Genomic DNA, 20,853 nt, shown 5'->3' with positions numbered 1-20,853 from the left:
GTGATGAAAGTTTTTGCTCATTTTTTAAAACAATAAAGACGCCTACACTGCCCTCATTGCCGCATCGCTGGGGCGAAGAAATTTATAACTTATTAACATAAAAGGAAAAATATCATGCAACCTAACCGCGTCGCCCGCATTCTGGGTATTGAAAAACCGGTGGTCCAGGGGCCCCTCTCCTGGCTAACCGATGCTCGTCTGGTGGCGGCCGTCGGCAACGCCGGTGGGCTTGGCGTGCTGGGCCCGAACGCCGGACTGACGGCGGCAACCGCCGTTTCCACCCCGGAGGCCACCGCCGAGAAAATGCGCGAAGAGATCCGCAAAACCAAACAGCTGACGGAGAAACCCTTTGGCGTCAACCTGATCCCGACGGCGGAAAATGACATCTGGACGCCGGCGATCCTGCCGGTGATCAAAGAGGAAGGGGTTAAGGTGGTGGTCTACACCGGCTACGGCGATGGTTCGTTAAAACCGGCGCTGTTCGACGAACTGAAAGCCGCCGGGATCACCATTATCTATCGTGACATCAACCCGACGCCGGAGAACAGCCGCCGCGCGGAGCAGGCCGGAGCGGATATTATTGTCGCCACCGGCTTTGACGAAGGCGGCACGCTGCCGGGTACCGCCCTCGGGACCTTCACCATCGTCCCGCTGATCGTTGACGCGGTACAGCGGGTTCCGGTGATGGCCGCCGGAGGGATCACCGACGCCCGGGGCGCGCGCGCCGTCCACGCCCTCGGTGCGGAAGGGGTTTTCGCCGGCTCGGTATTTATCAGCACCATCGAAAGCCGGGTTCCCGACTCGGTGAAAGCGAAAATTGTGGCCGCCAACGGTCTGGATCTGCGCCTGTTCCGTACCCTGCCGGACTACTACCGCGCGCTGCCCGGCAAACTGAGCGACACACTGGTGGCCATGGATCGTGCCGGCGCCTCAAAAGCCGAGCTGGCCCAGGCGATGGGCGGTCTGCGCGGGATGCGGCTGGGCATGCTGGAGGGGAATACTGATGAGGGGTATATCTCGGTGGGCGCGGGGATCGGCAACATCCATGCCATCACCTCTGTCGCCGAGGTGGTCAACCAGCTGGCGGTGTGAAGCCGCCAGCCGGGGCTCGGCAACCGGCGCGATCAGGCGTCGGCCACCTTCTCTACCGCCCGGGAGAAAGCGTCGATAGCCAGTCCGACGTCGGCGGCGGTGACCGACTCCGCCGGGTGATGGCTGACGCCCCCCAGGCAACGCACAAACAGCATGGCCGATGGCCAGCGCTCGGCGATGGCGATGGCGTCATGCCCTGCGCCGCTCGGCAGCGTCAGCGAACGCCCCTGCACCGCCGCTACCGCCTCGCCCAGCACCGCCTGCAGGTGACTGTCGCAGGCGGTGGCGGCGATGCGATAATACTCCTCGGCGGCGAAACGCAGCTGGCGACGCCCGGCAATGGCCTGCGCCTCGCCCAGCAGCTCATCCAGCAGCGCCGTCAGCGGCGCATCCTGCGGGCCGCGAATATCCAGCGTCAACTGCACCTCGCCCGGTATCACGTTCACCGCGCCCGGCGCACAGCGCAGGGTGCCGACCGTCGCCACCAGGTTACCGCCGCGCTGCCGGGTCAGGTTTTCCACCTGCACCATCCATTCCGCCGCCGCGGCGAGGGCGTCCTTGCGGTGGAGCATCGGCACCGTGCCGGCATGGCCAGCTTCGCCGGTAAAGCGGCAGTTCAGCCGTCGGGCGCCGTTAATCGCCTCCACCACGCCGAGCGCCAGCCCCGCCTGCTCCAGGCACGGCCCCTGCTCGATATGCAGCTCCAGATAGGCGGCGATATCCCGCGGGAGACGGGCCGCATCGCCGATCCGCGCCGGATCGAGTCCGGCATTCACCAGCGCCTGGGCGACGCTCACGCCGTCGGTATCGCACTGTGACAGCCAGCTTTCAGGCCAGGTGCCGGTGACGCCGCGGCTGCCGAGCAGGGTGATGCCAAAGCGGGTGCCCTCTTCATCGCCAAAGCCGACGATCTCGATTGCCTTTGCCAGCCGTCGCCCCTGCTGGTGCAGACGCTGGACCACCTCAATCGCCGCCAGCACGCCGAGCATGCCGTCGTAGCGTCCGGCGTTGCGCACGGTGTCAAGATGAGAACCCAGCAGCACCGCCGGCGCCCCCTCCTGTTGTCCTTCATAGCGTCCGCAGATGTTGCCGACGCTGTCCTGCCACACCATCATGCCGGCAGCCTGCATCCACTGGCCCACCAACTGGTTGGCCTGCAGATGCTCGGGCGACAGATAGACCCGGGTCAGGGCATCGGCGGTTTCGCTGAGGGTGGCCAGCCGATCGGCACGCGCCATCACCCGGCTGGCAGCCGCTTCTCTCTCCGCCTGCTGGCGGGCGGTATCACTCATAGGGTGGCCTCGGTGCGGTAGTGATCCCAGGCCGCCTGCATCGCCGCGCCCTGAGTGGTGGTGAACTTGAGGTAGTTCAGGACCGCTTCCAGCGCGCTGAGCGTCTGCATCACGCAGTCTTTACGCGCGTTATAGCCCATGGTGCCAATGCGCCAGACTTTACCGTGCAGCGGACCAAACGAGGTGCCAATTTCAATGCCGAAATCTTCCAGCATCAGTTTGCGTACCTGATCGCCGTTGACCCCGTTGGGGATCACCACCCCCAGCACGTTATTCATTTTGTGCCGCAGGTCGCCAAAGGTCTCGAGCCCCATCGCCTGGATGCCCTTCAGCAGCGCATCGCCGTGCAGTTTGTGGCGGGCGATGCCGTTGTCGAGTCCCTCCTGGAGGATCAGGCGCGCGCACTCCCGGGCGGCGAACAGCGCCGAGGTCGCTTCGGTATGGTGGTTAAGGCGCTCCGGCCCCCAGTAATCCATTACCATGCCGAGATCGAAATAGTTGGAGTAGATCATCTCGTCGACGCCATCGTGGTGGGCGTCGGTGCGGATCCCCTGCTCAATGCAACGACGGCGGCGGATGACCTCTTCCATCCGCGGGCTGAGGGTGATGGGCGAGGTGCCGGAAGGACCGCCCAGGCACTTCTGCATCCCGGCGGACACGGCGTCCAGCTGCCAGGCGTCGGTTTCCAGCGGGTTACCGCCGAGCGACGCGGTGGCGTCGGTATAGAACAGCACTTCGTGACGACGGCAAATCTCCCCCAGCTCCGCCAGCGGCTGCAGCATGGTGGTGGAAGTATCGCCCTGCACGGTGAGCAGCAGGCGCGGGCGCACGCGCTTGATCGCGTCCTCAACCTGATCCGGCGTAAAGACCTCGCCCCACGGCACCTCGATGGTGTGCACCTCTGCCCGGCAACGACGCGCGATCTCGCACAGCAGATGTCCAAACCGGCCGAACACCGGCACCAACACTTTGTCACCCGGACGGATCGCCGACACCAGAATCGCTTCGATCCCGGCGCGCGAGGTGCCGTCAACCAGCATCGTCCAGCGATTTTCGGTGCGAAACACACCGCGGTAGAGCGCCATGACTTCATTCATGTAGTGGGTCATCGCCGGATCGTACTGCCCAACCAGCTGGCTCGACATGGCGCGCAGCACGCGCGGGTCGGCATTGATCGGCCCCGGCCCCATCAGCAGGCGCTGCGGCGGGTTAATTTGCGAAAACTGAGTGATATCCATCTGCCATTCCTTACGTTAGTTAAGACCGCGCACCGAGGAGATAAACTGTTTCAGTTCGCTGGTCTGCGGGCTGGCGAACAGCGTTTTGCTGTCGCCCTGCTCCCAGACGCGTCCCTGATGCATAAACACCACGCGGTCGCCCACTTCGCGGGCAAAGTTCATTTCATGGGTGACGAGGATCAGCGTCATACCTTCCGCCGCCAGTTGCTCCAGCACCTTCAGCACTTCACCCACCAGTTCCGGGTCGAGTGCCGAGGTGATTTCGTCACAGAGTAAAACTTTCGGCGACATGGCCAGCGCCCGGGCAATGGCCACGCGCTGCTGCTGGCCGCCGGAGAGATTGGCCGGATAGTAATCCAGACGGTCGCCAAGACCGACCTTCTCCAGCATCCGCTGCGCCAGCTCCCGGCATTCGTCCTGGGACTTCTTCAGTACCCGCCGCGGAGCCAGCATGACGTTCTCCAGCGCCGTCATGTGCGGGAACAGGTTAAAGTTCTGGAACACCATGCCGATGGAGCGGCTGATCTCCCGGGCCTGTGAATCGCGATCGGTGATGGTCATGCCCCCGAGCTTGATACTGCCCTCCTGGTAGCCCTCCAGACCATTGATACAGCGCAGCAGGGTGCTTTTACCCGAGCCGCTGCGGCCGATGATCGAGATCACTTCCCCCATGTCGATATCCAGATCGACGCCCTTCAACACATGGTTGTCGCCGTAGTACTTCTGCATCTGATTAATGGTGATGAGAGGCATTGAATTTGTTCTCCAGATAGCGGCTGTAGCGGGACAGCGGATAGCACAGAATGAAATAGCCCAGCGCCACCAGGGCAAACACTTTAAACGGCTGATAAGTGACGTTGGTCAGCATCGTCCCGGCCTTGGTCAGCTCCACAAAGCCGATAATCGATGCCAGCGCCGTGCCTTTGATCACCTGTACGGCAAAGCCCACCGTCGGCGCGATGGCAATGCGCAGTGCCTGCGGCGCCACCACGCGGTACAAGGTCTGGCCGAAGCTCAGCCCGAGACACCGCGAGGCTTCCCACTGGCCTTTGGGCAGCGCGCGAATGCTGCCGAACCAGATATCCAGCAAAAAGGCGCTGGTGTAGAGCGTCAGAGCGACCGAGGCGGCGGTCCACGCCGAGACGTCGATGCCGAACAGCGCCACGCCAAAGAATGCCAGAAACAGCTGCATCAGCAGCGGCGTGCCCTGAAACAGCTCGATGTAGCCGCGGATCAACCGTTTCACCTGGCGTCCGCCGGTGAGGCGCAGCAGCAGTAACGGTAAGGTCACCAGCGCCCCGCCGGTGAACGCGACCAGCGACAGCAGCACCGTCCAGCGACCGGCCAGCAGCAGGTTGCGGATAATGTCCCAATCAGTAAAAGTGGTCATCAGGCCTGTACCCCCAGCCATTTACGCCCCGCCGCCATCAGCAGCTGGCGCATCGCTATCGATAACGCTAAGTAGATCCCGGTGGTCACCAGATAGACCTCAAAGCTCAAAAATGTCCGCGACTGGATCAGGTTGGCGGCGAAGGTCAGCTCCTCATAGGAGACCTGCGACACCACTGACGAGCCGAGCATCACGATGATGCACTGGCTGACCAGCGCCGGGTAAATCCGCTGCAGCGCCGGGGGCAACACGACGCGAACGAAGGTTTGCGTCCGGCTAAGCCCGAGCACGCGACCGGCTTCCCACTGGCCCTTCGGCGTCACCTGAATACCGGCGCGGACGATCTCGGTGCTATAGGCGCCGAGGTTAACCACCATCGCCAGCAGCGCCGCTTCACCGGCGGTCATCTTCAGTCCAAGGTTCGGTAAACCAAAGACGATAAAAAAGAGTTGCACCACAAACGGCGTGTTGCGGATGATTTCCACATATCCGCCCCATACCCGGCTGAGCATTCCCGGGCGCCCGCTGCGGATCGCCGCCCCGAGGATGCCGATCGCCAGTCCGCCGATCGTCGCCAGCACCGTCAACTGCACCGTCACCCACAGGCCGGCCAGCAGCTCCGGCCAGTGCGGCCAGAGCTCAGAGAAATGAAGTTGCTCCGTCATCCCCAGACCTTACGCGCCGAGGCTGGCAGGCAGTGGCGCTTTCAGCCACTTCTCAGACAGACCGTTGAGGGTGCCGTCCTTAATGCCCTGCTCGATGAGGGTATCCACTTTCGCCTTCAGCGCCGGTTCGTTCTTTTTCAGACCGATAAAGCACGGCGAGTCCTTCAGCATAAAGCTCGGGACCGGCGCTTTGTCGGCGTTCTGCCGGGAGATGGCCGCCACCACCAGATTGCCGGTCGCGACATACTCCACCTGTCCGGACAGATAAGCCGACAGCGTGGTGTTATTGTCCTCGTAGCGCTTAATCTGCGCCGCCTGCGGCGCCACGCTGGTCAGTACCATATCTTCCACTGCCCCGCGGGTCACCCCGATGCTTTTACCGCTCAGCGCGGCCGCGTCCTTCAGTTCCGCCCCTTTCGGGCCAAACACGCCGAGGAAGAACGGCGCGTAGGCGCGGCTGAAGTCGATCACCTTCTCGCGCTCGGCGTTCTTGCCGAGGCTGGAGATCACCAGGTCCACCTTATCGGTCTGCAGATACGGCACGCGGTTGGCGCTGGTCACCGGGACCAGCTGCAGCTTGAGCTTCATCGATTTCGCCAGATAGCGCGCCATATCGATGTCATACCCCTGCGGCTGCAGGTCGGTGCCCACCGAGCCGAACGGCGGAAAATCCTGAGGCACGGCAATACGAATGACGCCGCGTTTTTCAATATCCTGGAGCTGGTCAGCCTGCGCGGCAGAAACAGACGAAAGGAGACAAGCGGCCCCGGCCAGTGCAATCAACAGTTTCTTCATGATGTTTACCCGTTACGTTAGCATGAAACAAAAGATTCTTTGAATCTGTTTTTGCAACTAATGTGCCAGATACAGACGAGGCGAGAGTTGGCGAGGAATTAAAACAAAAAGTGAGAAAGGACAAGCGTTAACGGGAAAGTGTTCAGCGAGCGGCGGCGCCATCACGTGGTTTTTCTTGCACCATAATAATGCACAGCACCACGCTGGCGCCCCATTAGCGTTGTTCCAGCTCGTCCAGTTGCTGATAAAGCGTGGCGATATCGTGGATGCGCGGACGACCGCTGTCGAGCGTTTCATGGAGAAAGGCATTGGCCAGCAGATTGATCAGGCTGTTGACCGAGGCATAGCTGTCGTAGGCGGAGACGCTGTCCAGCGGCGCGCAGAGCTGCCAGCGGGAGAGCGGAAACAGGCTATGGGCCTGCGGCTCGCACATTAACAGGACCGGCACCCCGTCGCGCTGCAGCTGCTGCAGCAATGGGCGTACTATTCGCGGCCGGCGGCGAAACGCCATCATGACCACCAGATCATCGGCGGTCAGATCGACCAGTTCTTCGCTGAGACTCTGACCCGGCTGGGGCAGTACCAGCACCTGGCCGCGGGCCTGCAGCAGCTGCTGGCGCAAGTGCAGCGCCGCCGGATAGGCGTTACGCATCCCCACCACCACGATGCGGCGCGCGGCCACCATCGCCGTCAGCGCCTCGGCGAACTGGCGGGCGTCGAGGGCGTTGACCCATTGGGTGAGGTTCGCCATCTCCTGCTTATAATGGCGCGCCAGCAGCGTGTTACCCTGCACCGCGTCGCGCTGGTCGGTCAGCGGCATCCCGCTCTGGCGCAGGGTGCGCAGTTCATCGCGCATGTCCTTATATTTGTCATAACCGAGGCGCTTGAACAGCCGGCTGACGGTGGCTTTCGACACGCCGCTCAACTGCGCCAGCTCGGCGCTGTTGTAGCTTATCAGGTCGTCAAAGTGGTCAAAGATGAAATCCGCCACCCGCTGCTCCTGCGGCGACAGCGAGGCGTATTGCCCTTTCAGTCGTTCATCGAGTTGTTGCATAGCGCCCCTGTAACTTTCGTTTCATCATCCATCCCTCATCATACTGTATCTGCTATGCCTTACACATAGCGTGCCAGTGGGAAAATTCTGATCATTGTTTTTATCAATGAAACGAAACGTTCAGAGATGGAACAGCTTTTGCAGTGTTCTGCGGGTGATTCGTTCAGAAAGGATAATTTATGCACAGTAGCAACGTTTCGACCCACGGCATGGCGGTGGCCCCCCACCACCTCGCCAGTCAGAGCGCGCTGGCGATCCTGCGCGAGGGCGGCAGCGCCATTGAAGCAATGGTGGCTGCCGCGGCGGCCATCGCCGTCGTCTATCCCCACATGAATGGCCTCGGCGGCGATGGCTTCTGGCTGATCGTACCGCCTGAGGGAGACCCCATCGCCATTGACGCCAGCGGGGCGGCCGGATCGCTGGCGACCCTCGAGGCCTACGCCGGACAGCAGCATATTCCCCACCGGGGACCGCAGGCCGCACTGACCGTCGCCGGCACCGTCAGCGGCTGGGACGAGGCGCTGCGTATTTCACGGGACTTAACCGGCCGCGCGCTGCCGGTGGCCCGCCTGCTGGCCGATGCGATCGGCTATGCCGAAGACGGTATTCCGGTCACCGCCTCGCAAGCCCACGCCACCGCCAGCAAACTGGAAGAGTTGCGCCATCAGCCGGGCTTCAGCGAAACCTGGCTGGTATCGGGCGAGGCCCCGCGGCCCGGCAGCCGCTTTCGCCAGCCCGCCCTCGCCGGTACCCTGCGCATGCTGGCCAGCGACGGTCTCGACAGTTTCTATCGCGGGCCGCTGGCCGAGCGTCTCGCGCAGGGTATGGCCGCGCTGGGGATGCCGATCACCCTCGGCGACCTGCAGGCCCACCGCGCCCGGCGTCCGGCGCCGCTGACGCTCCAGCACCAGCAGGGCACGCTGTGGAATCTTGCGCCGCCGACGCAGGGACTGGTGTCGCTGGCGATCCTTGGCATCACCGACCGCCTGAACATGGCCGATGCCGACGACGCGCAAACGGTGCACCGTATTGTCGAAGCCACCAAGCGGGCATTTGCCCTGCGCGATGCGCATATCACCGATCCACGCCATCTGGATGTGGATGTACAGCAGTTGCTCACCCCGGAAGCTCTGCAGCCGCTGGCCGACAGCATCGACGACGCCAGCGCTTCCCCCTGGGGCCGCGGCAAAGGCCCGGGCGATACCGTCTGGATGGGCGTCGTGGATAACAGCGGACTGGCAGTGTCATTTATTCAGAGTATCTATCACGAGTTCGGCAGCGGCGTGGTGCTCCCGGACACCGGGATCGTCTGGCAAAACCGCGGGGCGGCCTTCAGCCTCGATCCGCAGCATCTCCTGGCGCTGGCCCCTGGCAAACAGCCATTCCATACCCTCAACCCTGCCGCCGCCCGCCTGAACGATGGCCGGGTGATGGTCTATGGCTCGATGGGCGGCGACGGTCAGCCGCAAACTCAGGCGGCGCTGTTTACTCGCTATATCCTGCAGGGGGTGCCGTTGCAGGAGAGCATCTCCCGTCCGCGCTGGCTGCTGGGCCGCACCTGGGGCCAGTCCTCCGATTCACTGAAGCTGGAGGGACGCTTTGCCCCCGCCTGTATCGCGCGACTGCGCGAGCTGGGGCACGAAGTGGAAGTGCTGGCCGATTTCAGCGAAGCGATGGGCCACGCCGGCGCCATTGTCCGCCATCCCAACGGCCTGCTTGAAGGGGCGACCGATCCACGCAGCAACGGCGCCGCCGCCGGATACTAAGGAGCAGACTATGACCACACAGCCAGACTGGAGCGAGTATCTGACGCAGATGACTCACCTGTTGCACCTGGAGCTGGATGCACCCCGTCGTGAAGAGCTGGAGCGCCAGTTTGCCCGCATCGCCGCCATGGCGCAGCCGCTGATGGACTATCCCCTCGGGCCGCGCGAGGAGATTGCGGGGGTGTATAAAGCATGACTCTTCATCACTTCACCATCGCCGAGATCCAGCGTGCGCTGCACGAGGGCGAACTGAGCGCCCGGGAGATCGCCCGCCAGACGCTGGACGACATCGCCCGCGTGAATCCGCAGATCAACGCCTGGACCGAGGTCACCGCCCAGCGCATGCTGGCAGAAGCCGACAGCATTGACGCCCTGCGCCGGGAAAAGCGCCCCCTGCCGCCGCTGGCAGGGATTCCTTACGCAGTGAAAAATCTGTTTGATGTCGCCGGGCATACCACCCTCGCCGGGGCGGAACTGCTGAGCGACCGGTCGCCGGCGACCAGCGACAGCTGGGCGGTGCGCCAGCTGCACAGCGCCGGCGCCCTGCTCAGCGGGATGCTCAATATGGACGCCTACGCCTACGGCTTCACCACCGAAAACAGCCACTTTGGCGCGACGCGCAACCCGCACGATCTGTCGCGGATCGCCGGCGGATCGTCCGGCGGTTCGGCCGCGGCGGTGGCGGCCGGGCTGGTCCATTTCAGCCTCGGCAGCGACACCAACGGCTCGATCCGCGTCCCCGCGTCGCTGTGCGGGATCTTTGGCCTGAAACCCACTTTCGGTCGCCTTTCGCGCTCTGGCAGCCATCCGTTTGTCGCCAGTCTGGATCATATTGGTCCCTTTGCCCGCCGGGTGGCCGACCTCGCCGCGGTGTATGACGCCCTGCAGGGGCGCGACCCGGCCGATGACTTTCAGGCTGATAAAGCCAGCGAGCGCACCGGTAATCTGCTGGAGCGCGGACTGGAGGGGCTGCGCTGCGCGCGGCTGGGCGGCTATTTCACCACCTGGTGCGATGACGACGCCCGGGCGGCCGTGGATCGGGTCGCCCACGCGCTGGGCGCCGACAGCGAGCTGCAGTTCGCGGATGCCGCGCTGGCCCGCTCGGCGGCCTTTATCATCAGCGCCAGCGAAGGCGGCAATCAGTACCTGACGGATCTTCGCCACTCGCCAGAGCGTTTTGAACCTCACTCCCGCGAGCGGCTGCTTGCCGGAGCGATGATCCCCTCCGCATGGTATCTGCAGGCTCAGCGTTTTCGCCGTCATGCTCGCCAGGCAATGAAATCCCTGTTCAGCCAGGCCGACGTGCTGATCGCCCCCGCCACCCCATGCAGCGCCACGCCGATAGGCGCGGAGGAGATGGTAATTAACGGCCAGCCGCTGCCGGTGCGCGCCAGCATGGGAATGCTAACGCAGCCGATCTCCTTCCTCGGTCTGCCGGTGGTGACCGTGCCCCTGCGTACCGCCAGCGGTAAGCCGATTGGCCTGCAGCTGATTGCCGCGCCGTTTAACGAACAAGCCTGTCTTCGCGCCGCGCGGGCGCTGGAAGCGATGGGCATTACCGATGCCCGAGTGGCGGAGAGTGCAGCATGATCAATCTGGATAATGTAGACCGCCCGGCGATCCTCGCCGAGGTGACGGCGGCGTTTTATCAGTATGAAGAGGCGCTGGTCAGCAATAACATCGAGGCGCTGGATGCGCTGTTCTGGTACGACCCGCGCACCGTACGGCTGGGAGCCGGCGAAAATCTGTATGGCATCGAGGCGATCCGCGCCTTTCGCGCCGCCCGCCCCGCCGCCGGTCTGGCCCGCGATCTGCGCCATACCACCATTACCACCTTTGGCGCGGATATGGCGGTGTGCAGCACCGAGTTCACCCGCGAAGGCAGCGCCCGCCTGGGCCGCCAGCAGCAGACCTGGGTACGCTTCCCCTACGGCTGGCGCATTGTCGCCGCCCAGGTCAGTCTGATGGACTGAGTGGCGTATACGGGAGCGGACCGGAGAATAAGGTATCCACCGGCCCGCTTCCGGTCCGGTAACACGCTATTTGGAGTCGAAGATCATGGTGTTCATCAGAGCGGCTGAATCAAAAGATATCCCCTCGCTGAAAACGCTATTTCTGCAGCTGGGCTATCAGACGGAGACGGCGATCTTAGAACAACGCATCACTGCCCCGCAGAGTATGATGAGTGCGCTGGTGGCGGAAACAGAAAACGCCGTGTGTGGCGTAATCGTTATCAATTTTATTTTACCGGTACATGAGAACCGTTTATGGGCATTAATTTCCGCGCTGGTCATCGAGGAATCGTCACGTGGATCAGGGATAGGCCAGCAACTTCTCCATGCCGCAGAGCGCCTCGCTCGCGATAAACAATGCGCTCAGATCGAACTTTCAAGCAGTGAAAAAAGAATCAGAGCGCATCAATTTTATGAAAATAACGGCTACAAGGAGGTCCGCAAACGCTTCGTTAAACATTTGTCTTAACCGCCTGCGCGCGAGGGCTTTCCCCGGATGACCGTAACTATATTTTGCCCAGCAGGATATTTAACATGCGGCGCAGGGGTTCCGCCGCACCCCACAGTAGCTGATCGCCAACCGTTAACACCGAGTAGACGGGTTCATTATTTAACGACATTTTCTTGTAGCGGCCAATTCCTACCTGCAGCGAACCACTAATAGCAGCCGGGGTCAATTTACTGACACTCTCTTGCTTATTATTGCGGATATAGTTTACCCATGGATGGGAATGGGTGACTAACTCAGCGAATTCCGCTTCGCTGACCTCACGTTTAAGTTTAAGGGTAATGGCAGCGCTGTGGCAGCGGATCACGCCGACCCGAATGCATAAGCCATTGACCGGAATGGTGCCGGGCGCAAGGCCAAGAATTTTATTGGTTTCCGCCTCGCCCTTCCATTCTTCACGGCTGTTTCCATCGCCTAAATCGCTGTCGATCCAGGGAATGATGCTTCCCATCAGAGGAACGCCAAAATTCTCCACCGGCATACCCGCGCTGTTAATCAGCTCACTCACTTTATTTACCAATGGCAGTACTGAACCTGATGCCGTCAGTTCATCCGCAGATAAATGCTGACTGATATAAGCGCTTTGCGCGATTAATTCCCGCACCTGTTTGGCGCCCGCTCCGGAGGCAGACTGATAGGTCATCACGCTCATCCATTCGATCAGGTCAGCCTTGATCAGCCCGGCCAGCCCCATCAGGCTCAGCGTAATGGAGCAGTTGCCGCCAACAAACAGTTTCACTCCCGCTTTCACGGCACGATCGATATTATCGCGGTTTACCGGGTCGAGAATAATGCAGGCTTTTTCATCCATCCGCAGCGCCGAAGCGGCGTCAATCCAGTAACCTTGCCAGCCATGGTTAATTAACGCTGGATAGATGGCTTTGGTATAATCCCCGCCCTGACAGGTGATGATGATATCCATTTCGGCGAGGGCGCTAAGGGAATTCGCATCTTTAAGGATGTCGCTTTTACCATTAATAACCGGGCCCACACCGCCCGCACTTGAGGTACTAAAAAAATGCGCTGAAATATCGTCGAAATCATTTTCTTCGATCATTCTTTGCAGTAATACAGAGCCTACCATTCCCCGCCAGCCAACAATACCCACCTGCTTCATTTATTTAACCTTTATAAGTTATGAGAATGTTAATTTGCATTTCGCCGTACTTTATATCGCATCCCTTAATAAAGGTCATTACCCACCACATCGATTTCTATCATTATTAAAATGTTTCATCCGCCATCAGCGATTTTTATCTCTTATTACGGCAAAGCAGGAATAAGGTGGCGGCGACTGTCCCTCTTTTCGGCATTCAAAGGAGAAACGACGTAGCGAAACGGGAGCGGCTTCTCCCCTGGGTACCGTGAAGAGTAACTTGCATTTTGATAGTGACTATGTCAATTTGCTGGCAAAAGCCACCTGGTTACTGGACAGCCCATGAAAAATGAACCGCTTTGCCACGCTCCCTGCCCCATTGCCCGCAGCCTTGGCCGCATCGGCGACAGCTGGAGCATCATGATCCTGCGTGACGCCTTCGCGGGCTTTACCCGCTTTGACGAGTTCCAGAAAAGCAGCAACGTCGCGCCCAATATTCTGTCGCGCCGCCTGAAGGCGCTGGTCGACGACGGGCTGCTGGAGAAGGTGTGCTACAGCAGCACCCCGCCGCGCTACGAATACCACCTTACGCAACGCGGCCGCGATTTTCGCATGGTGCTGCTGGCGCTGGCGGAATGGGGTAACCGCCACTTCGCCCCCGAAGGCCGTCAGATGCAGCTGGTGGAAACCGCCACCCAGCGACGGGTGGAGCCAGTCATGGTGGATAAAGCGACCGGGGAAGAGATTATTCCGGGTAAATACGCCATGGTGCCGGGCCCCGCCGCCTCGCCGCTGATGAAATATCGTCATGAATATCTGCTGCGCAAACGCGAAGGCGATAGCGGGCAAAAATTCCAGCCTGAACCTTACAGAGATGCCAGCAATGAATCCGACCAGTAAGAAAAATATTCTTGTCCTGGCGGCCCTGGGCGCTGCCGCCCTGGCGGCAGCGAGCTACGGCGCTTACTGGTGGCATACCGGGCGCTTTATGCAGACCACCGATGATGCTTATGTCGGCGGCGACATTAGCGCCATCTCCAGCAAAGTCTCCGGCTATATCCAGCAGCTGGCGGTGCAGGACAATATGGCGGTGAAAAAAGGTGACCTGTTGATCCGCATTGACGACCGCGATTATCGCGCCGCCCTCGCGAAAGCCGCCGGAGAAGTGGCGGCGCAGCAGGCCGCGCTGGCCGATATTCAGGCTACCCGCCAGCTTCAGCAGGCGACCATTGCCGGCTCTGCGGCCTCGTTACTGGCCGCCACGGCGGCAACCGAAAAACTGGCTAACGACAACCGACGCTATAACGCCCTGGCCGCGTCGAGCGCGATTTCCGCACAGATCCGCGATAACGCCTCCGCCGATTATCGCCGGGCGCACGCCGAGCAGGAGAAGGCCAAAGCGGATAAAACCGTGGCCGAACGTCAGCTGGCGGTGCTGGATGCTCGCCAGCAGCAAACCCTGGCTGCCCTGGCGCAGGCCCAGGCTAACCTCGAGATGGCGAGGCTGAACCTCAGCTATACCGACATTCGCGCGCCGTTCGATGGGGTGATTGGCAACCGCCGCGCGTGGTCCGGCTCGTTCGTCAGCAGCGGCACGCAACTGCTCTCCCTGGTGCCCGCGCACGGCCTGTGGATTGACGCCAACTTCAAGGAAAACCAGCTGGCGCATATGCGTGCCGGCCAGCCGGTGACCATCGTCGCCGATGTGCTGCCGAACCATACCTTTAAGGGCCATGTCGCCAGCCTGGCGCCGGCGACCGGCTCACGCTTCAGCATTCTGCCGGCGGAGAACGCGACCGGGAATTTCACTAAAATCGTGCAGCGGGTGCCGGTCCGCATTGCGCTGGAAGGTGACGGGGCAAAGCTTGACGTCCTGCGCCCGGGACTGTCGGTGATCGTCACCGTGAACGAAAAGAGCCCTCGATGAGCACCGTTCAGGCGCTGTCCGCCCCGCAGGGTCTGTCGATGCCGACGGCGAAGAAGATCTTCGCCTTCGCCAGCATGTGCGTGGGGATGTTTATTGCCCTTATCGACATCCAGATCGTCTCAGCCTCGCTGCGGGATATTGGCGGCGGCCTGTCGGCGGGCGACGATGAAACCGTCTGGGTACAAACCAGCTACCTGATCGCCGAGATCATTATTATCCCGCTTTCCGGCTGGCTGGCCCGGGTCATGTCGACCCGCTGGCTGTTTGCCGCTTCCGCGGCGGGCTTCACGCTGATGAGCCTGCTGTGCGGCTGGGCGTGGAACATCCAGAGTATGATCGCCTTCCGCGCCCTGCAGGGACTGGCGGGCGGGTCGATGATCCCCCTGGTGTTCACCACCGCTTTCGCCTTTTTCCAGGGCAAACAGCGGGTTATTGCCGCGGCGACGATCGGCGGCCTGGCCTCCCTCGCCCCTACGCTGGGTCCAACGGTGGGCGGCTGGATCACCGAAAACTACAACTGGCACTGGCTGTTCTTTATCAACGTGGTTCCGGGGATTTACATCGCGGTGGCAGTGCCGCTGCTGGTAAAAGTAGACAGCGCCGACCCCTCGCTGCTGCGCGGCGCCGACTATCTCAGTATTCTGCTGCTGGCCTTGTCCCTCGGCTGCCTGGAATATACCCTCGAAGAAGGTCCGCGCTGGGGCTGGTTTGATGACGCGACCCTGACGACCACCGCCTGGGTCGCCCTGCTCTGCGGCGTGGCCTTTGTTATCCGCACCCTGCGCCATCCGCAGCCGGTGATGGATCTCCGCGCCCTGCAGGATCGAACCTTCAGCCTCGGCTGCTATTTCTCGTTTATGGCCGGCGTCGGCATCTTCGCCACCATCTATTTAACCCCGCTGTATCTGGGGAGCGTGCGCGGTTTCAGTGCACTGGAGATCGGCCTGGCGGTATTTTCCACCGGTCTGTTCCAGGTCATGTCTATTCCGTTTTATTCGTGGCTCGCCAACCGCGTCGATCTGCGCTGGCTGCTGATGGCCGGGCTGATCGGCTTTGCGGTGTCGATGTACAGCTTTGTTCCGATCACCCACGACTGGGGGGCGGACCAGCTGCTGCTCCCGCAGGCCTTTCGTGGACTGGCGCAGCAGTTTGCCGTCGCGCCAACGGTGACCCTGACGCTGGGCAGCCTGCCGCCCGCGCGCCTGAAGCTGGCCTCCGGGCTGTTTAATCTGATGCGCAACCTCGGGGGCGCCATCGGCATCGCCCTGTGCGGCACGGTGCTTAACGACAGAACCAATCTGCACTACAGCCGCCTGGCGGACCATCTGAATAACGCCAACCTGGCAATGAGCGATTTTGTTCAGCGCAGCGCGGCAAACTTCACCGTCCAGGGGATCTCGCCGGATGCCGCGCAGACGGCGGCGCTGAAAAATCTTTCCGCGCTGGCGCTACGGGAGGCGCGAACCCAGGCATTTTCCGATGCTTTCTACCTCATCATGATGGGTTTTTTACTTGCCGCGCTACTGGTTCCCTTGATGAAAAAGCCGCCGGCACACTGATACTACAGGAGAGTTAACTATGGGCGTTTCCGTTAAACGCATTGTCGTCACCGGGATGGGGATTGTCAGCCCGCTGGGCTGCGGCGTACAGCACGTCTGGCAGTCGCTGCTGGCAGGAAAGTCAGGGATCACCCGACTCAGCGAGCAGTTGGGCGCGGATATTCCCTGCAAAGTGGCCGGCCAGGTGCCGTCCATTGACAGCGATCCGCTGCACGGCTTCGACCCGCTGGCGACCATCCCGGCGAAAGAGCGCAAAAAGATGGATCGCTTTATTGAGTTTGCGCTGGTCGCCGCGCGCGAAGCGCTGGCCCAGGCCGGTTGGTCGCCAGCATCCGAGGCCGAACAGGAACGCACCGCCACAGTGATCGCCACCGGGATTGGCGGGTTCAGCGAGATCGCCAATGCGGTACATACCACCGATGAACGTGGGCCGCGTCGTCTCTCGCCGTTCACCATCCCCTCTTTTCTGGCCAACCTGGCCGCCGGGCATGTGTCTATCGCCCACGGCTTCCGGGGGCCCATCGGCGCGCCGGTCACCGCCTGCGCGGCTGGCGCTCAGGCCATCGGCGATGCGGCGCGGATGATCCGCAGCGGCGAGGCGGATATTGCCCTCTGCGGCGGCGCGGAAGCGGCAATTCATCGCGTTAGCCTGGCCGGATTTGCCGCGGCAAGGGCGCTGTCCAGCGCCTACAGCGACCAGCCGGAAAGCGCATCCCGCCCCTTTGACCGAGACCGCGATGGTTTTGTGATGGGAGAAGGCGCGGGGCTTATCGTGATCGAATCTCTGGAGCACGCGCTGGCGCGCGGCGCCACGCCGCTGGCCGAGCTGGTGGGCTACGGCACCAGCGCAGATGCTTATCACCTGACCGCTGGCCCGGAAGACGGGAACGGCGCACGTCGGGCCATGGAGACCGCTATTCGCCAGGCCGGGGTGACCGTCGACGAGATTGACCATATCAACGCCCACGCCACCTCAACGCAGGTAGGTGATAAAGGTGAGCTGGCGGCGATTAAAACGCTGTTTGGCGCCCATCCGGTCGCCATTACCTCGACGAAATCCGCCACCGGCCATCTGTTAGGCGCGGCCGGCGGGATCGAGGCCATCTTCACCATTCAGGCGCTGCGTGACCAGGTGGTGCCGCCGACGCTGAACCTGCATCACCCCGATGAAGAGGCGGCAGGTCTCAATCTGGTGGCGCTGCAGGCCCGCCCGCAGAAAATGCGTTATGCGCTGTCAAACGGTTTTGGCTTTGGCGGCGTTAACGCCAGCCTGCTGCTGAAACGCTGGGAATAATCGTCAACTCCCCCCGCCGGCACTGGCCGGCGGGGAATTTCCACCCGGACACCCTACTCAGTCACTGATCTCCCTCTTCTGGCACAGCAGACGACGAAGCGCCGCCACGGCGCGGCAGTGACCTTTATCAAGATCTTCGCTATCGGTCATCTTTGCCAGAAAGGTCAGCAACATCATGATGAATTCTTCACGCAATTATGAGGTGGCGCTCATTTTATGCGCATGGCGAGTCATATCCTGTGACTAATTCTCAGGAGGTAAAACCATGAAAAAGCTTCTGATATGTTGTTTGTTTGGCAACACCGCCAATTCTCTCGCCAAAAAGATACAGTTACTGGCGGAAAAAAAGGGCCATCCTCTCATTGTCAGCGCAGTGGGCCTGGAAAATTTTGCCAGCGTGGCGCCCGCTTTCGACGGATTTCTCGTTGCGCCGCATATTCAGTATAAGGTCGCGGAGATAAGAGGGATCGTTGGCGACGCTCGTTCTATTGCGGTGATTGAAAGTCTGCCCTATGCCTCACTCGACGCGGAAAAAGTTTTCACGTTTGTGATGGCGCAGATGCCTGAACTGGCAATCTGACGCCAAAGGCCGCCTCTCTTGTGCGGCCTTCTCTACGCATGTCGCCTTCTACCTGCCCTGTTGAGACGCTTCAGCCCGTAATGCCGCCTGTACAGCAGGACGGGCATTTATTATTTCCATGTACGACGATAGCGCTGGCCAGCGATCCAGTGGGATAGCGAAGAATTTGCACCATCCCAGCACCGTGAAGAGGTAGGCATCCGCCACGCTAAAGGATGACCCCGTCAGATAGGTTTTTTCGCTGAGCGTCGTCTGCAGAAAATCGAAGCGTCGGAATAGCTTGTCTCGAAAAATCGTTTTGACATCTTCCGCCAGCGCGGAGTTAAACAGCGGCGCCGAACCCGCGTGTATTTCACTGGTGATAAAGTTAAGCCATTCCTGCAGGCGCACCCTTTCCCAACTGCCCGCGCGTGGCGCCAGGCCGTATTCGGGTTTACGATCGGCGAGGTACTGCACCATCGCCGGCCCCTCTGTGAGGATCTGCCCATCATCCAGCTCAAGCGCAGCAACATACCCTTTCGGGTTAATGGTGAGGAAGTCGCGACCATCAGCGGTGACCTTGCTTCTGTTGTTGACTCTCACCAGTTCAAATTCAAGGTTCAGCTCGCGCAGCACGATGTGCGGTGATAATGAACAGGTATCTGGCGCGTAATAAAGTTTCATCTCGTCTCCGTTAATGTGTAAAGCCGTCGGACAACGTCCTGCACGATCCTCAGCACACTGTATTTAACGCCGATCGCACTGTAAAATTAATGATATAGAAAAGAACTATTAGCTGAGCTACTGATAATCATGATGAATCTTTTACACTGGCGCCTGCTGGTAGCCGTAGCGGATGCCGGCAATATCTCACGCGCTGCCGAGGAGATAGGCATGACCCAGTCCGGCGCCAGCCAGGCCATTGCCCAGCTGGAGGCTTCTCTGGGCTTTCCGGTATTTACCCGTGAGCGACGATACATCGGGATTACCGCCCTGGGTGAGCAGGTGGTGGAACATGCCAGAAACATGCTTTCGCAGCTGAACGCCATCCGCGAACTGGCTGATCGGGGCCGGAACGTCACCCGCGGGCGCATTCGGCTGGCCAGTTTTCCCTCCGTGACGTCTACCTTGTTGCCCGGCCTGCTGCGCGACGTTAAGCGCCTGCATCCGGGTATTGACGTTGTTGTGCTGGAAGGCTCTGACGAAGAAGTCGAAGCGTGGCTTGCCGCAGACACCGTTGAACTTGGGGTGGTCATGAATCCCGTTCCCGGACGTGCAGAGGTGGTACTAGGACAGGATGCATGGGTCGCGGTCCTGCCCGCCAGCCATCGGTTGGCACAGCATGCGAAAGCTGATGGCATAACGCTAAAGGCGCTGGCGGACCAGCCCTTTGTTCTGGCGACGGGCGGCTGTGTCGTGAATGGCAAAAGCCTGATGGAAAAGGCCGGGTTGCAACTCTCTGATATCCGCGTGACGGTTCGCGACTGGATAAGCGCCTGTAAACTGGTCGGCGAAGAGATGGGCGTCGCGCTGGTACCGGAATCCGCCCTGCCGGAGACCTTACGCAACCTGTGCGTGGTGCCAGTGACGCCGGCTATTCATCGTGAGTTTGGACTGGTTTGTTCGCCATCCGGAACGTCTTCTGATGCCACACAGGCGCTGCTTAATGCGCTACGTAAACGAAGATGAGCGCTCCAGAGTGAATCATCTTATCGCCATGGCATCAATCTCTGACCTATCTCCTGTTCCCAAACTAAAATTTCACTTTGAATATTTACTGAGTTTACTGATATGTATACCTAACCAGGTAAGTTCATCATTAGGAATAGCAATGGCGTAATTGCTTTTTATAAAGTCACGAATCACCTCAGCAACCACCATCGCTTTTGGATGGAAACGAATTAACTCATTATAGAAGTCGTCAGTTTCTTCTGTTGCAAGGCTATTATTTAATACCCTTTCAGCGAAATATCTTAAATGCGTAATAAATCTGGCATAGTGAATTGAATTCACATCAATATTTTGATTGAGTTTATAACGAACAATTTCAGCAATTCTGTTAACTAACTCTACTTGCTTATGTGCGTTAGTCTCATCAAATTGAAAAGTTGCATTGATAATATGAAAAGCAATGTGTACAGCCTCGTCATCAGGAAGACTCACCGCAAACTTAGCTGATACCAAATCTCTTGCCAGCTCGCCAATGCTATACTCTTTCTGATAGTAACGCTTTATTTCCCAGGTCAGTTTATTCGCAATGTTCGTATTTGTCTTACAGCGTTCAACAGCAAAATGCAAGTGTTCCGCGAGGGTGAATAGTAAAACTGAATTAAGCTTTTCGCTGTAATGAGCTTGAGCCATCTTAACAATTTCATGAGTGATCTCAAAGAAATCCGCGGGAATTGTGTCCGTTAGTGACAGATAATGTCGCGACTTGAGGGTATCCAAAGGCATAAAGACCTGTTCGACACTTTGCAAGTCGATAATTGTCCCTGGCTTGGTGTTAAAACCGATACCTTTGCCAAAGAGTATCATCTCTTTTCCGTCATTCTCAGCAAGCAGCATGCTGTTATTTAAGGACTTTTTAACTTTCATCTCAGTTCCCG

At 60.1% G+C, this 20,853-nt stretch carries 22 protein-coding genes and 1 pseudogene; 13 read left to right on the top strand and 10 right to left on the bottom strand.

Going from position 1 to position 20,853, the window contains the following annotated elements:
• Positions 1 to 114 precede the first annotated feature (114 nt).
• Positions 115 to 1,092: a nitronate monooxygenase gene (locus N438_RS02850; RefSeq protein WP_002905232.1), complete on the top strand. Its 978-nt coding sequence runs from the start codon at positions 115 to 117 to the stop codon at positions 1,090 to 1,092.
• Positions 1,093 to 1,124: 32 nt separating this feature from the next.
• Here the strand turns inward: N438_RS02850 and hpxK are convergent, their stop codons facing one another.
• From hpxK to hpxU, 7 genes are all read right to left on the bottom strand, one after another.
• A complete protein-coding gene (hpxK, locus tag N438_RS02845) occupies positions 1,125 to 2,384 on the bottom strand; it encodes an allantoate amidohydrolase (RefSeq protein WP_023297648.1) in 1,260 nt (419 codons plus the stop codon).
• A complete protein-coding gene (locus N438_RS02840; RefSeq protein WP_008804831.1) occupies positions 2,381 to 3,622 on the bottom strand; it encodes an alanine--glyoxylate aminotransferase family protein in 1,242 nt (413 codons plus the stop codon). The genes hpxK and N438_RS02840 overlap by 4 nt, the downstream gene beginning before the upstream one ends.
• A 15-nt stretch (positions 3,623 to 3,637) precedes the next feature.
• On the bottom strand, positions 3,638 to 4,375 hold the full coding sequence (locus N438_RS02835; RefSeq protein WP_064166515.1) for an amino acid ABC transporter ATP-binding protein: 738 nt from the start codon (positions 4,373 to 4,375) through the stop codon (positions 3,638 to 3,640).
• Positions 4,356 to 5,012, bottom strand: coding sequence for an amino acid ABC transporter permease (locus N438_RS02830; protein WP_004179948.1), 657 nt, complete (start codon positions 5,010 to 5,012; stop codon positions 4,356 to 4,358). Before N438_RS02830 ends, N438_RS02835 begins: the two co-directional genes overlap by 20 nt.
• A complete protein-coding gene (locus N438_RS02825; RefSeq protein ID WP_004176117.1) occupies positions 5,012 to 5,677 on the bottom strand; it encodes an amino acid ABC transporter permease in 666 nt (221 codons plus the stop codon). The genes N438_RS02830 and N438_RS02825 overlap by 1 nt, the downstream gene beginning before the upstream one ends.
• 9 nt (positions 5,678 to 5,686) lie before the next feature.
• Positions 5,687 to 6,472: a transporter substrate-binding domain-containing protein gene (locus tag N438_RS02820; RefSeq protein WP_032754423.1), complete on the bottom strand. Its 786-nt coding sequence runs from the start codon at positions 6,470 to 6,472 to the stop codon at positions 5,687 to 5,689.
• A 214-nt stretch (positions 6,473 to 6,686) separates the two neighbouring features.
• Positions 6,687 to 7,526: a MurR/RpiR family transcriptional regulator HpxU gene (gene hpxU, locus N438_RS02815; protein WP_008804829.1), complete on the bottom strand. Its 840-nt coding sequence runs from the start codon at positions 7,524 to 7,526 to the stop codon at positions 6,687 to 6,689.
• Between the two features lie 179 nt (positions 7,527 to 7,705).
• Between hpxU and hpxW the strand changes: the two genes are divergently transcribed.
• The 5 genes from hpxW (at position 7,706) to N438_RS02790 (ending at position 11,773) form a co-directional block, all read left to right on the top strand.
• Positions 7,706 to 9,292: an oxamate amidohydrolase gene (gene hpxW, locus N438_RS02810; protein ID WP_012541682.1), complete on the top strand. Its 1,587-nt coding sequence runs from the start codon at positions 7,706 to 7,708 to the stop codon at positions 9,290 to 9,292.
• Positions 9,293 to 9,302: 10 nt separating this feature from the next.
• Entirely contained in the window at positions 9,303 to 9,488 is a 186-nt protein-coding gene (gene hpxX / locus N438_RS02805) for an oxalurate catabolism protein HpxX (RefSeq protein WP_012541681.1), read from the top strand.
• Positions 9,485 to 10,882: an AtzE family amidohydrolase gene (locus N438_RS02800; protein WP_111459911.1), complete on the top strand. Its 1,398-nt coding sequence runs from the start codon at positions 9,485 to 9,487 to the stop codon at positions 10,880 to 10,882. The genes hpxX and N438_RS02800 overlap by 4 nt, the downstream gene beginning before the upstream one ends.
• On the top strand, positions 10,879 to 11,265 hold the full coding sequence (hpxZ, locus tag N438_RS02795) for an oxalurate catabolism protein HpxZ (RefSeq protein WP_116696062.1): 387 nt from the start codon (positions 10,879 to 10,881) through the stop codon (positions 11,263 to 11,265). Before N438_RS02800 ends, hpxZ begins: the two co-directional genes overlap by 4 nt.
• 85 nt (positions 11,266 to 11,350) lie before the next feature.
• Positions 11,351 to 11,773, top strand: a complete 423-nt coding sequence (locus tag N438_RS02790) for a GNAT family N-acetyltransferase (RefSeq protein WP_008804826.1) — start codon at positions 11,351 to 11,353, stop codon at positions 11,771 to 11,773.
• Positions 11,774 to 11,810: 37 nt separating this feature from the next.
• On the opposite strand, the gene asd is transcribed toward N438_RS02790, so the two are convergent.
• Positions 11,811 to 12,929 carry an aspartate-semialdehyde dehydrogenase gene (gene asd, locus N438_RS02785; protein WP_023340171.1) on the bottom strand — a complete coding sequence of 373 codons (1,119 nt, stop codon included), beginning with the start codon at positions 12,927 to 12,929 and terminating at the stop codon, positions 11,811 to 11,813.
• Between the two features lie 205 nt (positions 12,930 to 13,134).
• Between asd and N438_RS27745 the strand changes: the two are divergent.
• The 6 genes and pseudogenes from N438_RS27745 to N438_RS02760 form a co-directional block, all read left to right on the top strand.
• A pseudogene (locus N438_RS27745) lies at positions 13,135 to 13,254 on the top strand (hypothetical protein); the annotation flags it as partial.
• Entirely contained in the window at positions 13,251 to 13,808 is a 558-nt protein-coding gene (locus N438_RS02780; protein ID WP_012541677.1) for a helix-turn-helix domain-containing protein, read from the top strand. The pseudogene N438_RS27745 and the gene N438_RS02780, both read left to right, overlap by 4 nt.
• A complete protein-coding gene (locus N438_RS02775) occupies positions 13,792 to 14,835 on the top strand; it encodes an HlyD family secretion protein (RefSeq protein ID WP_032733066.1) in 1,044 nt (347 codons plus the stop codon). Before N438_RS02780 ends, N438_RS02775 begins: the two co-directional genes overlap by 17 nt.
• A complete protein-coding gene (locus N438_RS02770; protein WP_016161075.1) occupies positions 14,832 to 16,394 on the top strand; it encodes a DHA2 family efflux MFS transporter permease subunit in 1,563 nt (520 codons plus the stop codon). Before N438_RS02775 ends, N438_RS02770 begins: the two co-directional genes overlap by 4 nt.
• Before the next feature lie 19 nt (positions 16,395 to 16,413).
• Positions 16,414 to 17,688, top strand: a complete 1,275-nt coding sequence (fabF, locus tag N438_RS02765; protein ID WP_116696061.1) for a beta-ketoacyl-ACP synthase II — start codon at positions 16,414 to 16,416, stop codon at positions 17,686 to 17,688.
• A 265-nt stretch (positions 17,689 to 17,953) separates the two neighbouring features.
• Entirely contained in the window at positions 17,954 to 18,268 is a 315-nt protein-coding gene (locus N438_RS02760) for a PTS cellobiose transporter subunit IIB (protein ID WP_072045517.1), read from the top strand.
• A gap of 48 nt (positions 18,269 to 18,316) precedes the next feature.
• On the opposite strand, the gene gstA is transcribed toward N438_RS02760, so the two are convergent.
• A complete protein-coding gene (gstA, locus tag N438_RS02755) occupies positions 18,317 to 18,931 on the bottom strand; it encodes a glutathione transferase GstA (protein WP_072045516.1) in 615 nt (204 codons plus the stop codon).
• 129 nt (positions 18,932 to 19,060) lie between these two features.
• Between gstA and N438_RS02750 the strand changes: the two genes are divergently transcribed.
• Entirely contained in the window at positions 19,061 to 19,936 is an 876-nt protein-coding gene (locus N438_RS02750; protein WP_032700956.1) for a LysR family transcriptional regulator, read from the top strand.
• Between the two features lie 72 nt (positions 19,937 to 20,008).
• Here N438_RS02750 and N438_RS02745 read toward each other — a convergent pair whose 3' ends face one another.
• Positions 20,009 to 20,842, bottom strand: coding sequence for a PRD domain-containing protein (locus N438_RS02745; protein ID WP_012541670.1), 834 nt, complete (start codon positions 20,840 to 20,842; stop codon positions 20,009 to 20,011).
• Positions 20,843 to 20,853: the final 11 nt, after the last annotated feature.

Origin of the sequence: Klebsiella sp. GL120222-02 (assembly GCF_003097195.1) — a bacterium.
Taxonomy (GTDB): Bacteria; Pseudomonadota; Gammaproteobacteria; order Enterobacterales; family Enterobacteriaceae; genus Klebsiella; species Klebsiella variicola.
The sequence above is the reverse complement of the archived record's forward strand: the minus strand, read 5'-3'. Positions and strand labels throughout refer to the sequence as shown.

Bases quoted from the DNA above. Each gene is read 5' to 3' on its own strand.
- N438_RS02840 (WP_008804831.1), bottom strand. From the start codon at position 3,622: ATGGATATCACTCAGTTTTCGCAAATTAACCCGCCGCAGCGCCTGCTG.
- N438_RS02830 (WP_004179948.1), bottom strand. From the start codon at position 5,012: ATGACCACTTTTACTGATTGGGACATTATCCGCAACCTGCTGCTGGCC.
- N438_RS02770 (WP_016161075.1), top strand. From the start codon at position 14,832: ATGAGCACCGTTCAGGCGCTGTCCGCCCCGCAGGGTCTGTCGATGCCG.
- N438_RS02760 (WP_072045517.1), top strand. From the start codon at position 17,954: ATGAAAAAGCTTCTGATATGTTGTTTGTTTGGCAACACCGCCAATTCT.
- N438_RS02800 (WP_111459911.1), top strand. From the start codon at position 9,485: ATGACTCTTCATCACTTCACCATCGCCGAGATCCAGCGTGCGCTGCAC.
- fabF (WP_116696061.1), top strand. From the start codon at position 16,414: ATGGGCGTTTCCGTTAAACGCATTGTCGTCACCGGGATGGGGATTGTC.
- N438_RS02790 (WP_008804826.1), top strand. From the start codon at position 11,351: ATGGTGTTCATCAGAGCGGCTGAATCAAAAGATATCCCCTCGCTGAAA.
- N438_RS02820 (WP_032754423.1), bottom strand. From the start codon at position 6,472: ATGAAGAAACTGTTGATTGCACTGGCCGGGGCCGCTTGTCTCCTTTCG.
- hpxX (WP_012541681.1), top strand. From the start codon at position 9,303: ATGACCACACAGCCAGACTGGAGCGAGTATCTGACGCAGATGACTCAC.
- hpxW (WP_012541682.1), top strand. From the start codon at position 7,706: ATGCACAGTAGCAACGTTTCGACCCACGGCATGGCGGTGGCCCCCCAC.
- N438_RS02835 (WP_064166515.1), bottom strand. From the start codon at position 4,375: ATGCCTCTCATCACCATTAATCAGATGCAGAAGTACTACGGCGACAAC.
- N438_RS02775 (WP_032733066.1), top strand. From the start codon at position 13,792: ATGAATCCGACCAGTAAGAAAAATATTCTTGTCCTGGCGGCCCTGGGC.
- N438_RS02780 (WP_012541677.1), top strand. From the start codon at position 13,251: ATGAAAAATGAACCGCTTTGCCACGCTCCCTGCCCCATTGCCCGCAGC.
- hpxZ (WP_116696062.1), top strand. From the start codon at position 10,879: ATGATCAATCTGGATAATGTAGACCGCCCGGCGATCCTCGCCGAGGTG.
- hpxU (WP_008804829.1), bottom strand. From the start codon at position 7,526: ATGCAACAACTCGATGAACGACTGAAAGGGCAATACGCCTCGCTGTCG.
- asd (WP_023340171.1), bottom strand. From the start codon at position 12,929: ATGAAGCAGGTGGGTATTGTTGGCTGGCGGGGAATGGTAGGCTCTGTA.
- N438_RS02750 (WP_032700956.1), top strand. From the start codon at position 19,061: ATGATGAATCTTTTACACTGGCGCCTGCTGGTAGCCGTAGCGGATGCC.
- hpxK (WP_023297648.1), bottom strand. From the start codon at position 2,384: ATGAGTGATACCGCCCGCCAGCAGGCGGAGAGAGAAGCGGCTGCCAGC.
- gstA (WP_072045516.1), bottom strand. From the start codon at position 18,931: ATGAAACTTTATTACGCGCCAGATACCTGTTCATTATCACCGCACATC.
- N438_RS02745 (WP_012541670.1), bottom strand. From the start codon at position 20,842: ATGAAAGTTAAAAAGTCCTTAAATAACAGCATGCTGCTTGCTGAGAAT.
- N438_RS02825 (WP_004176117.1), bottom strand. From the start codon at position 5,677: ATGACGGAGCAACTTCATTTCTCTGAGCTCTGGCCGCACTGGCCGGAG.
- N438_RS02850 (WP_002905232.1), top strand. From the start codon at position 115: ATGCAACCTAACCGCGTCGCCCGCATTCTGGGTATTGAAAAACCGGTG.